The sequence below is a fragment of the Flavobacterium sp. AJR genome (assembly GCF_002156885.1).
In the GTDB taxonomy this organism is placed as follows: Bacteria; Bacteroidota; Bacteroidia; order Flavobacteriales; family Flavobacteriaceae; genus Flavobacterium.
Genome location: NZ_NCWQ01000043.1, coordinates 1 through 12,756, shown reverse-complemented (window position 1 = coordinate 12,756; position 12,756 = coordinate 1). Strand labels below are relative to the sequence as shown.

The 12,756-nt window shown below is 34.9% G+C and carries 13 protein-coding genes and 5 tRNA genes; 7 read left to right on the top strand and 11 right to left on the bottom strand.

From position 1 onward, the window contains the following. Positions 1 to 63: 63 nt before the first annotated feature. The gene (locus B8T70_RS12645; RefSeq protein ID WP_039112828.1) at positions 64 to 1,332 is read right to left on the bottom strand and encodes a DUF2130 domain-containing protein; all 1,269 of its coding nucleotides are present in this window, start codon (positions 1,330 to 1,332) and stop codon (positions 64 to 66) included. Between the two features lie 439 nt (positions 1,333 to 1,771). Between B8T70_RS12645 and B8T70_RS12640 the strand changes: the two genes are divergently transcribed. Next, on the top strand, positions 1,772 to 2,479 hold the full coding sequence (locus B8T70_RS12640; protein WP_086895081.1) for a trans-aconitate 2-methyltransferase: 708 nt from the start codon (positions 1,772 to 1,774) through the stop codon (positions 2,477 to 2,479). 100 nt (positions 2,480 to 2,579) lie between these two features. Here the strand turns inward: B8T70_RS12640 and B8T70_RS12635 are convergent, their stop codons facing one another. The 4 genes from B8T70_RS12635 to B8T70_RS12620 form a co-directional block, all read right to left on the bottom strand. Then, the gene (locus B8T70_RS12635; protein ID WP_086895080.1) at positions 2,580 to 3,560 is read right to left on the bottom strand and encodes a zinc-dependent alcohol dehydrogenase family protein; all 981 of its coding nucleotides are present in this window, start codon (positions 3,558 to 3,560) and stop codon (positions 2,580 to 2,582) included. 8 nt (positions 3,561 to 3,568) lie between these two features. Next, positions 3,569 to 3,847, bottom strand: coding sequence for a putative quinol monooxygenase (locus B8T70_RS12630; protein WP_086895079.1), 279 nt, complete (start codon positions 3,845 to 3,847; stop codon positions 3,569 to 3,571). A gap of 2 nt (positions 3,848 to 3,849) precedes the next feature. Beyond that, positions 3,850 to 4,452: an NAD(P)H-dependent oxidoreductase gene (locus tag B8T70_RS12625; protein ID WP_086895078.1), complete on the bottom strand. Its 603-nt coding sequence runs from the start codon at positions 4,450 to 4,452 to the stop codon at positions 3,850 to 3,852. 150 nt (positions 4,453 to 4,602) lie between these two features. Next, positions 4,603 to 5,589: an aldo/keto reductase gene (locus B8T70_RS12620; RefSeq protein ID WP_086895077.1), complete on the bottom strand. Its 987-nt coding sequence runs from the start codon at positions 5,587 to 5,589 to the stop codon at positions 4,603 to 4,605. 120 nt (positions 5,590 to 5,709) lie between these two features. Here B8T70_RS12620 and B8T70_RS12615 point away from each other — a divergent pair, with 120 nt between their 5' ends. Further along, entirely contained in the window at positions 5,710 to 6,552 is an 843-nt protein-coding gene (locus B8T70_RS12615; protein ID WP_039112821.1) for an AraC family transcriptional regulator, read from the top strand. Positions 6,553 to 6,757: 205 nt separating this feature from the next. On the opposite strand, the gene B8T70_RS24110 is transcribed toward B8T70_RS12615, so the two are convergent. From B8T70_RS24110 to B8T70_RS12595, 4 genes are all read right to left on the bottom strand, one after another. Further along, the gene (locus tag B8T70_RS24110) at positions 6,758 to 7,702 is read right to left on the bottom strand and encodes a hypothetical protein (protein WP_207621532.1); all 945 of its coding nucleotides are present in this window, start codon (positions 7,700 to 7,702) and stop codon (positions 6,758 to 6,760) included. 41 nt (positions 7,703 to 7,743) lie between these two features. Next, positions 7,744 to 8,448 carry a hypothetical protein gene (locus B8T70_RS12605; RefSeq protein WP_086895076.1) on the bottom strand — a complete coding sequence of 235 codons (705 nt, stop codon included), beginning with the start codon at positions 8,446 to 8,448 and terminating at the stop codon, positions 7,744 to 7,746. Positions 8,449 to 8,512: 64 nt separating this feature from the next. Then, positions 8,513 to 9,274, bottom strand: coding sequence for a C40 family peptidase (locus B8T70_RS12600; RefSeq protein ID WP_086895075.1), 762 nt, complete (start codon positions 9,272 to 9,274; stop codon positions 8,513 to 8,515). A gap of 66 nt (positions 9,275 to 9,340) precedes the next feature. After that, entirely contained in the window at positions 9,341 to 10,519 is a 1,179-nt protein-coding gene (locus B8T70_RS12595; RefSeq protein ID WP_086895074.1) for an acetyl-CoA C-acyltransferase, read from the bottom strand. Between the two features lie 239 nt (positions 10,520 to 10,758). On the opposite strand from B8T70_RS12595, the gene B8T70_RS12590 reads away from it, so the two are divergent. From B8T70_RS12590 to B8T70_RS12570, 5 genes are all read left to right on the top strand, one after another. After that, positions 10,759 to 10,842 (top strand) — tRNA-Ser (locus B8T70_RS12590). An 18-nt stretch (positions 10,843 to 10,860) separates the two neighbouring features. Beyond that, positions 10,861 to 10,935: transfer RNA gene (locus B8T70_RS12585), tRNA-Pro, on the top strand. Positions 10,936 to 10,965: 30 nt separating this feature from the next. After that, positions 10,966 to 11,039: transfer RNA gene (locus B8T70_RS12580), tRNA-Arg, on the top strand. Between the two features lie 76 nt (positions 11,040 to 11,115). Beyond that, positions 11,116 to 11,189: transfer RNA gene (locus B8T70_RS12575), tRNA-Arg, on the top strand. Between the two features lie 44 nt (positions 11,190 to 11,233). Then, positions 11,234 to 11,309 (top strand) — tRNA-Gly (locus B8T70_RS12570). Between the two features lie 55 nt (positions 11,310 to 11,364). On the opposite strand, the gene B8T70_RS12565 is transcribed toward B8T70_RS12570, so the two are convergent. Both B8T70_RS12565 and B8T70_RS12560 read right to left on the bottom strand, forming a co-directional pair. Further along, entirely contained in the window at positions 11,365 to 12,195 is an 831-nt protein-coding gene (locus tag B8T70_RS12565) for a transposase (RefSeq protein WP_242667471.1), read from the bottom strand. Between the two features lie 145 nt (positions 12,196 to 12,340). Beyond that, positions 12,341 to 12,688 carry a transposase gene (locus tag B8T70_RS12560; RefSeq protein WP_086895072.1) on the bottom strand — a complete coding sequence of 116 codons (348 nt, stop codon included), beginning with the start codon at positions 12,686 to 12,688 and terminating at the stop codon, positions 12,341 to 12,343. Positions 12,689 to 12,756: the final 68 nt, after the last annotated feature.

Sequence of the window (12,756 nt, the reverse complement as noted above, 5' to 3'; positions counted from 1 at the left end):
CTGAAGCTCTTTTATCTCAGTAGCTTAGAACCTTAGTACCTTTGCATCTTTGAACCTTAGAGTTTACTCTAATTCTTCCGTTTGATCATCTACAAAGTCCAATTCTAATGCTCTTACAGTTTGGACTGCGTTTCCGGCGATACCACGTATAGAACCGTACATTCCCAGGGTATTATTAACTACTTTTTCTATTTGTTTCTCGCGTTGTTTCCAGATACGTTGCATGGCTCTTTTTTCAGAATCTAAATCGCTTTGCATTTGTGTAAATCCTTCTACAATACCTTCTATTTGTAAACGGAATTCGTTGCTGGTTAAGAAATCGTATAACATAGCCATTTTATCGCCTTTGTTTTCCTGTGCTTGTACTGCTTGACTCACTTGTATTAGGGATTGACGCAAAACAGCGCTTAATCCTTTAAATTCATCATAAGTACAAATCCAGATTCCGTCGCGCATTCCCATACGGTCCATTCCGGTTGGCATTACTTCGGTAACAAGAACTCCAATATTGGCTTTTTTATCTCGAATGTCGTTTTTAAATTTTTCAATCCAAGCGGGTTGAAAGGCTTTTGTACGCTTACTTTCGTAATATATAGAACCACAATTTTGTAATTCGCGTGTATTTACTATTTGCAAACAATCGGCTCCATTGGCTCCTTTTTTAACTTCGTCGATACTGTCTAAAGGAAAATTAGAAGCTAGCCATTCTTCAATTGCTAATTCCATTACTTCTCCTTGCAATTGCATAGAACCTTGTTCCTGCTTGCGTTTCATTTCTTCGATAAGCTTCTTTTGGTCGTCGGATTGTTTTTGGTATTCTTTTATTTTTAACTCGTTTTTTTCTTCTTCTTGCTTGCGAATTTTATCGCGTTCCAAAACTAAAGTTGCGTTGAGTTGTTTTTGAGATTCAGCTTCGATTGCTTCTTTTATTTCCAGTTTTTCACGCTGAAGTTTAGCAATCTCGCCTTCCATTTTATTTAGTTCGCGTAATTTTTCTGATTTTTCCGAAAGTTCTTTTTCCATCGAAAGCAAACGGTCTTTGTTTTCTTCGTTTAGCTTTGTTTTTAGTTTTTCGGTGATTTCTTTTTCAGCAATCTTTTTTTCTCGGTCTAAGCGTTCTGTAAAAAGTTCGTTTTCTTGCTTTTTCTTGGCTTCAAATTCTGCTTTAGCTTTTTCGAATTGCTCGTTTTTAAGCTCCAGTTCTTTTGACTGTGCTGTAGCTTTTTGCTGAAATTCTTTACGGATGCTATCTTCCAATTGATGTTTTAGGATATCGTTTACATCGATTGTTGTTCCGCAATTTGGACACTGAATTGAAGATTGCTCAGCCATTTTGTTTATTTTTTATGGGGTAATATTATTTTCTGCTAAGGTATTTAAAAGTTAGCGATATGCATAATGTTTTATAGCTTCAGTAATTTTATTTGGGTAAATAATCTTGCTTGTGTTTCGTATTTTGACTTTATAATTTCTTGATATTTATACCAAATAAAGTGATGTTCTGGGGAATTATAATAGGATTTAATTCTTTGGCTTGAGCCAAAAAATATTTTAGATGACGTAGTTTTATAAATTTGGTGTGCATTGATGAATTATGAAACAAGTATTTTTGAAGTATATATCAAAAGAAGACTTTTGAAAAAAAATGTTTCACGCAGATTTGGTAGATTGAGCGGATTATTTTTTTAGCCACTCCAGATTAAAAAGATTTTAATATCTACGATTATCTGCTTAATCTGTCAAATTTGCGTGAAAACCTAAAACAAAAACTATGGAAAAATCAACTACTGCAGAAATTAGGGAACGTTTTGATAATGATGTCGAGCGATTTTCAAATTTAGATACAGGTCAATTATCTACAATTGATGCGAAAATTTCGTTGGAACTTATAACAGAAGCTTCTAAGAGAATTGTTCCTAATGCAAAAAATATCTTGGATATTGGTTGTGGTGCAGGAAATTATACGTTGATGATGCTTTCAAAAGTTCCGGATTTAAATTGCACTTTGGTTGATTTGAGTAAACCGATGTTGGATAAAGCTTATGAAAGGATATCTGATGAAACTGACGGATGGGTAGAGGTGAAGCAAGGCGATATTCGCGAAGTCGAATTGCAGGAGAATCATTATGATATTATTTTGGCTGGAGCAGTTTTGCATCATTTACGTGATGATCAGGATTGGGAAACTACATTTACTAAGATATTTAAACTATTAAAACCTGGTGGATGTTTTATGATTTCGGATTTAATTACCCAAGATACGGAGTTGCTAAATGAATATACTTGGGAAAGATATGGTGATTACCTAGAAGGTTTAGGAGGAAAAGAATATCGTAAAAACGTATTAGATTATGTTGCCAAAGAAGATTCGCCCCGATCGATGAATTACCAGTTGGATTTAATGAAAAAGGTAGGTTTTAGGAGTGTCGAAATCTTACACAAGAATATGTGCTTTGGTGCTTTTGGAGGAATTAAATAATCTAAAAAAGTTTGCCGCGAATTTTACAAGTTTATATGAATTTTTAAGCATCGAGAGTAAGAATATATTCGTGTAAACTTGTAAAATTAGTAGCAAAAAATTAAACGATATCTACAACAATTCGTCCAGTAGAAGAACCATCGCTCACTGCTTTATGGGATTCGATGGCATTATCTAAAGTGAATTTTCGAGGATCAATAAGAGGTTTTAATTTTCCTTCTTCGAATAATTTTGCAGCTTCTGTCAGGATATCGCTGTGGTGTTTTCTTCCTTCACCACTGATTGCTGGATGTAATACAAAAACACCATGAAGACTTGCTGAACGTAGCGAACTTGTTGCAAGGCTATGTGTTCCAAAAGCATAACAGCTGCTAATTTGACCATAATGACGAATGGCCTTAAACGAATCGTCAAGAGATTGACCACCAACGGTATCATATATAATATCAAAACCTTTTCCGTCTGTGTATTGGTTTACATAATCCTCGACTTGAGTGGTTTTATAATCAATAGGAGTTGCTCCGTACGATTTTACAATGTCTTCTTTTTGTTTAGAAACTGTTGCATAAACGTCTGCACCTAGAGTTTTGGCAAGTTGTACCACAATGTGTCCAACTCCTCCAGCTCCTGCATGTACAAGGACTTTGTCTCCTTTTTTTACTTTTGCTCTGTCGATTAAACCTTCCCAAGCTGTAAGTACGACTAGCGGAATTCCGGCAGCTTCTTTCATGCTTAGATTTTTTGGTTTTATGGCTAATAAATCAGCATCGACAGCGGTGTATTCTGCTAGAGTTCCTTGAAGTCCTAAAACGCCTCCTGCTAGTCCGTAAACTTCATCGCCAACTTTAAATTGGGTTACACCTTCGCCAATTGCTTCGATTACTCCCGCAAGGTCTGTACCTAAAATAGCTGGTAATACTGGTGAAGCATAGGGAGAAACTCCGATTCTGATTTTGTTATCGATTGGGTTTACGCCGCTTGCGTGTATTTTAACCAATACTTCTCCTTTTTTAGGAGTTGGTTTTTCAATATCTGTACTTACAAATTCAGATTCGTAAGTATTTATAAAAAGTGCTCTCATCTTCTTGATTATAGTATTTGCACTGTTTTGTAAACTTGAATTGGTGCTGAAAGTAAATTTTCGCTTTTTGTAATGAACTCTAGTAAGAAAGGTTGATTGTCGTGTATGTCAAGATCTGATTGGTCTTTCCATTCTTCCCAAATGATAAAAACATTTTCGGCGTTATGTAAATCGTAACGCACACAAGCGTCTTCTTTTCGGGTTTGATTTACCAGATTTTCAACCAAGGTTTTTACTTGTTCTGTATTTTCTTTTTTACTTTTAATAATGGCTGTAATTGAAATCATGATTATATAGTTTTAAAAAGTTGTTCTAAATGTGTAGTATATTCCTGCCTAAAGATACCAATATTTTCTGCAGTAGCGCCTTTTTCGACATCATGAAAATGGAATCCATCTAATTTTTGCATTCCTACAAATTTATTCATTTTATGAAAACCAAACATTACTCCATCATCTACAGATGTTTGTTCGAAGAATTCTCCGGGAAGTGTAAATGCTGCTGCGGGAGCATTCCAACTTGTGGTTAGCATATATTTACGTCCGTGTAAAAGTCCGCCAGTTCCGTAATTAATGTCTGGATTTGTTCTGGTTCTACCGTCACTTTTGTAAATTCCTTTATTGTGTCCTGCTGTAAATACGTCGTCGATGTATTTTTTGAAACCATTTGGTACCTGAAACCACCAAACGGGTGTGTGATAAATTACGACATCTGCCCAAACGAATTTTTCAACTTCTTGATCCAGATCGAATTCTTGTTTTATATCGGTTGTTTTTATTTCGTAGTTTTTACTTTTTAGGTATTCGATTGTCCAATCGGTAACGGTTTGATTAAATCTTCCTCCTGAATGAGCAAAATTTTGTCCGCCGTTAATAATAAATATTTTTTTCATTTTTTAATCTTCTAATTGCATTATTGGTTTTGTGTGAGGGGGAGCAGCGGTATCCTTTTATTTTTTTTCTTTAAAAAAATAAAAGATTTAGCGGATGACCCGACCCCGCTTTCGAGGTTTCGAGAGTGCGGGGTCACACCCAAATTTTTTTTATTTTGTTTTTGAAATTGCCTGATTAATAAAATCAAGTTCTGATGCTGATAAATCGAAATCCATTGCTTTTGCGTTAGAAATTGCTTGTTCGGCATTTCGAGCACCTGCTAAAACTATTGTAATTCCTTTTTGTAATGTTGTCCAACGTAAAACTAATTGTGCTAATGTTGCATTTTTGGCATTGGCTAATGAGCTTAGTTCTTCGACTAGTGTTTTTACTTTTACGAGGTCGAATTGGTTAAAATATCCATTACGATGGTCGTTGTCTTTTAGTTTACTATCGGTAAAATATTTTCCAGTAAGTAATCCTCTTTCCATTGGGCTGTAAGCTATAATACCAATGTTTTCAGCAACTGTTAGCGGAATCAAATCGGTTTCGATACTGCGATTAAGCATGCTGTATGATACTTGATTTGATGCTAATTGTATTGTTTTCTGTGCTTCTTTAATTTGAGCTGTACTATAATTACTAACTCCGGCAGCTCTTATTTTTCCTTGTTGGATTAATAGTTCCATGGCTTCCATGGTTTCGCTAATGGGGGTTGTTGCGTCTGGCCAGTGTATTTGTAATAAATCGATATAATCGGTCTGAAGGCGTTTTAAGCTTTCTTCGACTTCTTTTATAATGTTATTTTTGGAAGCGTATTTATATACGGGAATTTTTTTTCCGTTGTCTTCGGCATCAAAAAAGAATTCTCCTTTTCCGTTGTTGCTTCCGTCCCAAACTAGTCCAAATTTAGTTAGTAGTTGTACTTTTGTTCTGTCTTGTGTTTTTAGGGCTTCGCCAATCATTTCTTCGCTTAATCCAAATCCGTAGAATGGAGCGGTGTCTAATGTTGTTACTCCATTATCGATTGAGGCGTGTATTGATGCTATTGAATCTTTCTTTTCGTTTCCGCCCCACATTGTACCGCCAATGGCAAATGCGCCGTATGTAATTGCTGATAATTCGAGTTCTGTATTGCCTAATTTTCTATATTCCATGATGTTGTATTTTGATGCTTAAAATTTGTTTGGCAAAATTATACTGTTTTTGAGACTGTTAACTTGTATATATTTGTGTTTTTTAGGTATATTTGCAAACTCAATTAATTAAGCGGTATTATGAAGAAAGAAAATTTATACGAACCTTTTACGGTTTCTTTTGAAACTCTGGATGAATATCCTGATGTTGGAGACCGTCATAATTTCTTTGAATTGGTTTATATTTTAGAAGGAACGGGTTCGCAATGTATCAACAAAAATATTTTTGAATACGATGCTGGACATATGTTTTTACTAACTCCTGAGGATTGTCATAATTTTACGATTGAGACTAAAACGAAGTTTTTCTTTTTGAGATTCAATGATATTTATTTGAAAAATTCTAGTTTACAGAATGAGAATATTCAGCGTTTGGAATATATATTGCAAAATGCCAATCATCAGCCTGGTTGTATTTTGAAAAATGATGCCGATAAATGTTTGGTAAAAGTGATGATTGAAGCTATTTGTCGTGAACATCAGGATAAAGATGTTTATAACAAGGAGTTGATTCAGCAATTGGTGAACACTTTAATTATTATTGTTGCCAGAAATATTGCGAAATATTTGCCGGAGCAGGTAAATATTGGGTGTGAGGCTAAAGCAATGGATATTTTGCAATATATTCAGAATAATATTTACTATCCTGAAAGAATAAAAGCGGAATCGCTAAGTGAGTATTTTGGGATTTCGAATACCTATTTAGGACGTTATTTTAAGAAACATGCCAATGAAACCATGCAGCAATATATAAGTAATTATAAAACGAAACTCATAGAGCATCGCTTGCAGTTTAGTGATAAACGCATTAACGAAATTGCGTATGAATTTGGTTTTACGGATGAAAGCCACTTTAATAAATTCTTTAAAAAACAAAGAGGGAATAGTCCTTCGGAATTTAGAAAAGTGATACGTCTTAATTAAATTGTCTATAAAGGAACGCAGATGACACGGATTTGCAAAAAGTAAAGACGCTGATTAAAACGGATTTTTTAAAACAATGATAATTCTGAAGTTTCGGTATGGGAGAAAATCAGTTTTAATCCGTGTTTTCGCCTTAGCGAATCTGTTTAATCTGCGTCCCTTTCGCAAAGAGGTAGATAGATTTATAAGGATTAAAAAAGATTTCTTAGTTTTTCTTTAAATCTTCTTCTGCTGACCAAGTTGAGAATGCTGTGTCTGCACCGCCTATTTCTATTATTTTGTCTTTATGTGTCATTACGCCCAATCCGTGTTCCTGATCCCAAGAGCAAGAAAACATATAACCAATGTATGGAATATCATCTTTAAATACGGATGTTATATAAAAAGTAGATGGGGATAATAAATCTGCGAAATCTTTTATTTGAGATATATCTGGCATAAAATCTTGTTTCTCATCCTCTGGATAATCATAGATTTCTTGTAATTCGGGGTATTTACTTAAAAGCTCAGAAAGGATGCTTTCTAGAATTCTAGTCTGATTGTTTTGTAAATATTCTATTCCGTTATTGTGTTCTGTAGTATGTTCTTCAATTTCATCTGAATCCTCGTCTAATATAGCGTAATCTAGTGTTTCTTCGTCTTCATTAAAAAATAACTGCCAATCTTTTAGATTGATAGTGTTGTAATAGATTTCATCATCTTGTTCTTTTTCTGGAAGTTCTTTAGGGTTTTCAAGATGTTTATTGAAAAACTCAAAACAAAATGGTGCTCTGGTAAATAGATATTCTGGGTTTTCTTTATAGGATAAATGAAGGTATTCTAATGCTTTTTCTTCGTTTCCGCATTCTAAACAACATTCGCCATTATAATAATCGTTTATATAATCTGGGTGTTTTTGAGATAGGGAATGAAGATTCATCATATCCAGCCACCTTTGCATATTATTATAGTCTTGTAATCTTATATATTCATTAATCATCCTGCCGATAAAAATATTTCCCTGATGGATGTTGTATTTTTCATCGTCAGCCTGATGCCATTTCTCTTCGATATAATTAATTAAATCCTGAGATGTTAATGTGTTTTTCTTCAGTGAATACTTATCTAAAAAATTATCAATTTCTGCGATTATTTCTGGTGCATTTGACATTCTAATTGTTTTGATTGAAGTTTTTTTATTATTGGGTTTGTTTATAAAGCTCCACCCTCAGGCCAGTTTGTCCAATGTGTGTTGTTTGTCTCTTTTGTATTATACAAAGTTTTGTCTCCTGTAAAAATTGCATCGGCCAATTGAGTAAAAGTTTCGGTGTCGCTTGGTTTTTTATTATTTGCAAGATCAGGATGGTGCCAATTATTGAGAGTCATGAAAATTGGTAAATCAACGGGGATTTTATTTGAAATATCTATTCTGTTCAGCCAAAATAAATCTGAATATTCAGGGATAAGAGCACGCATAAGTTCCCATGGAGCAATTTTATCTTTATATTCAAAATGGATATTTTTAGAAATATAATGTTCTCTACTAAAAGTTATCGGGATTTCGACTTCTCTAATTTTTATTGTTTTAGCTAGTGGATTTAGCTTTGAAGGATAATTGTTTTCATCATAAATGAATGCTTCTATATTTGAATAATGTGCAAAGTGGTTAAAATTATCGTTGTCATTACAACCAGTTAAGCAATTTCCAAATACGTTTGCAATTGTAGTTATCCCTTCGAGGTCATCTTGATGGTTGTTGTAGGCTAAAACTTCTAATAATATCGCCCATCTTTTGTCATCTCTAAAAATAGTAAGTTTTTGATCTCCATGATAATAATATCCATTATCTAACATTGGAAAGACATAATTTTCTGCTTCGGAATCTAATTGTCTTAAAATTTCTTCTTTGGTAATCATGTTATTATGGAATTTTCGGTTTACGATTAGAAAAGAAATGCTATGATTTGTAAAGGAAGAAATATTAGATAATCTTTTTGATAACACGCAGTTTATGAGTGTGTCTGTTTGTTTCGGGATTGTAAATTCCTAAATGGTCTAAACGGTCAATTCGTACTTTTCCACTGGCGTGAATGATGTAATTGTTGTCCATGATTATACCTACGTGCGTGATGTTTCCTTCGTCATTGTCAAAAAAGGCTAAATCGCCTGCTTCGCTTTCTTCAATAAAACTTAAAGGAGCTCCTTCTAAAGCTTGTTGCGATGCATCGCGTTTAATTTTATATCCGTTTAACTTGTAAACCATTTGTGTAAAACCAGAGCAATCTATCCCAAAAGGAGTTTTTCCTCCCCAAAGATATGGTGCATTCTGGTACATAAAAGCGGTGTTTATTAAACTTTTCTTAGGTTTTATACCGCTGGTTTTTGTGCCTTCAAATTCAAAATTTGAAGTGTTTATCTCGCTATTATTCAGAAAGGTTAGTGATGCACCAAGCGGAATTGGTAATAATAAATTATTTGGTGATGTGATATAGTCGATTAAATCAGCATTTAGTATTTGTGCATCCGAAGATAGTAAGTTATAATTTGCCTCGGATATTATTTGGTATTGTTTGGAATCGACCCAACCTTCGTAATCGTCGAATTGGATTTTAATTTTAGACCATTGATTTTGCTGTTCCAGAATCTCAAAGTGTTCTCCAAATAAAACTTGGGTAACGATTTCGCTTCTATCACTTGGTTCAAATCGAACAGGCACTATGGCTAGATTACAAATTCCGAACATTTAAGGTGTTTTATGAGTTAAGAATCAGGAGTTATTATTATGCAATAACTCCTGATTGATATTTATTTATGCTCTTTCGATAACAATTGCCGAAGCTCCACCGCCACCATTACAAATAGCTGCAGCACCAATTTTGGCATTGTTTTGTTCTAAAACATTGATTAAAGTTACGATAATTCTAACTCCTGAACAACCTAGTGGATGTCCTAATGAAACGGCACCACCATTTACGTTTACTTTATCGTTATCTAGATCTAATATTTTTGAATTTGCTAATCCAACAACTGCAAAGGCTTCGTTGAATTCGAAATAATCTACATCGCTTATTGAAATCCCAGCTTTATCTAATGCTTTTGGTAATGCTTTTGCCGGACTTGTTGTAAACCATTTTGGTTCTTGTGCAGCATCGGCATAGCCTTTTATGTAAGCAAGCGGTTTTAAACCTAATGCAATTGCTTTTTCTTCTGACATTAATACTACAGCAGCTGCACCATCATTTATTGTTGAAGCGTTTGCAGCAGTTACAGTTCCGTCTTTGGTAAAAACTGCATTTAATGAAGGGATTTTGTCTAACTTAACATTAGTGTATTCTTCGTCTTTTGATACGATTATCGGATCTCCTTTTCGTTGTGGTACGGCAACAGGAACGATTTCTGAATCAAATTTTCCTGCGTCCCAAGCTTTTGCGCTTCTTTCGTATGATTGAATAGCAAAATTATCTTGTTCCTCACGGCTGATGTTATATTCAGACGCACATAAATCAGCGCAAACTCCCATTGCGTTGTTATCGTAAGCATCTGTCAAACCATCTTTTTGCATTCCGTCAACCATTGTAGTTGGACCAAATTTAGTTCCGTTACGCATTTGTACATAATGTGGAATCAAACTCATGTTTTCCATTCCACCAGCAACTACGATTTCGGCATCGCCACAAGCAATTGCCTGAGCACCTAACATTACTGCTTTCATTCCTGATGCACAAACTTTGTTTACAGTCGTACAAGCTACTTCATTAGATAATCCAGCAAATATAGCTGCCTGACGTGCTGGAGCCTGACCAACTCCTGCCTGTACTACGTTACCCATGAATACTTCATCAACTAAATTTGGGTCTAATTGTATTCTCTCTAAAGCTCCTTTAATAGCGACAGCACCTAATTTTGGGGCTGAGACTGTAGATAATCCTCCCATGAAACTTCCGATAGGGGTTCTAACGGCAGAAACAATAACAACTCTTTTGTTCATTTTCTGTGTGATTTAGTTAATGAAGCAAATTTAATGTTTATTTAAACAAATTCAAATTTTGTGTGTTTTGATTGTGTTTTTAAATTATTAGTAAAATTTATATAATTCTATTTGTTTGATAGTGAAGTGCTTTTGAAAAAAGATGAAAAAATATTGAAAAAAGTCTCCGAAATACTTGTGAGATACGGAATGATGTCTTAGATTTGCAACCGCAAAACAGAACACGTTTCTTGAGCGTTGGAGAGGTGCCAGAGTGGTAATGGAGCAGTTTGCTAAACTGTCATCGAGTGATCGGTGCCAGGGTTCGAGTCCCTGTCTCTCCGCGATTAAAATTTTGCCTTCGGGGTGTAGCGTAGCTCGGTTATCGCGCCTGCTTTGGGAGCAGGAGGCCGCAGGTTCGAATCCTGCCACCCCGACTAAAACTTTCCATTAGTTTTAAAATAAATGGAGGCATAGCTCAGCTGGATAGAGCACCTGCCTTCTAAGCAGGCGGTCGAAGGTTCGAATCCTTCTGCCTTCACACTAAAACCCGCTAAATTAGCGGGTTTTCTGTTAAAATACAAGGACGTAGCTCGACGATAGAGCATAAAATAAATGGAGGCATAGCTCAGCTGGATAGAGCACCTGCCTTCTAAGCAGGCGGTCGAAGGTTCGAATCCTTCTGCCTTCACACTAAAACCCGCTAATTTAGCGGGTTTTTTGTTTGAAATAAATGAGTGTATAGCTCAGTTGGATAGAGCATCCCGATTTCCAATCGGAACGTTCGAAGGTTCGAATCCTTCTGTCTTCGTACCAAAACTACTTGACGAATGGACTTTTATTGGATCATGTTCAAAAGTTGGGGATTAAGCAAAAAGATTAGATAATCTGAACAAGAAGAAATCAATATTTCTTACACCTCTAAATTGGCTTCTAAATGCTTTTATTTTTGCATTAAAAGATTCAGCCGAAGCATTTGTACTTCTATTATCAAAATAGTTTAAGATTGACTGGTAATTAAAAGTTATGGTATTGAGCAGAATATTGAAGTTTTTAAAACCTGACTCCTCTACATTTCTATACCAATGCGCTAGTTTGGTCATAGCAATATGTTTATCGTTGTGATTATTGTAAATCCCTCGAAGTTGTTGATTTAGATTATAGGCTGTTTTTATATCTGGATATAGATCAAAGAGCATTTGAGCTCTTTCTTTTTGGCTCTGTGTCCATTTTTCGCGAGATTTATAAAGTAAATACCTGCTTCTGGCTAATAGCTGTTTTACAGAATCTCCGTTTGATAAAAGCTGTGAGATATATGTTTTATTTTCTTTTTTTGCCTGTAATGTTAATTGATTTTCAAAATCCATAGCTTCCCATCGATGTTTGATTCTGATTTCTTGTAATGCTTCCAATGCCAATTTTTGAACATGGAACCTATCGGTTACTTGTATGGCTTTTGGAAAGGCTCTCTTTGATATTAACTTCATGGAATTAGCCATATCAAGTGTTATTTCTTTTACACAAGATCTTTTTTTGTAATCAATTTTACAGAGGTGTTCTATGACCTGATCAGCTTTGGTTCCTGCAACAATAGCCACTAAGCAGCCTTTTTTGCCTTTGAATTTCTTGTTGGTCACAATAGTATAGAGTTCACCCTGAGACAAAGCTACTTCATCAATGGATAAATGAGTACCCATATTTTCGGGGTAAACAATCCACTGGTGCGCATGTTCGCGCGGAGTCCATGTACTAAAAGAGCTTAGATGTTTTTTATATTGTCTTTGAAGTTTTTTTCCATTGACTCCGAAGAAGCCTCCAATAGTATGACAATCGGTAGCACTTTTATCGATTAATTTCTTTTAAAAAAGCTGCAAACTCCTGCGTCATGCGAGTTCCTTTGGCTACTAATGCCCAATCTCTTTTTATAATTTCTCCATTGGTTTTATTGGTCCAACGACGTCTTTTAATGTGTAAATACACAAACTTACCTCGTAAGGGAAAATCCTGAATAGTAACTTCGTCTAAAAAGCCTTTGGAGACCAATTCAAACATATTAAACTCTTGTGGAGGCTTGGCGCTCTCTTCGAAATAAAGGTGTAGTACTTCTTCTGTGTTAGTGCTAGAAACTATTTCAAAGTGTTCTACTAAAAAATCAGGCAGCATAAATTTTAAAAGGTCTATAGGAGTCATCTCAAATTCTTAGATTACAAAGTTCTTATTTTATTTTGACATTCCTCCCCAGGTTTTGTTCTTGATCC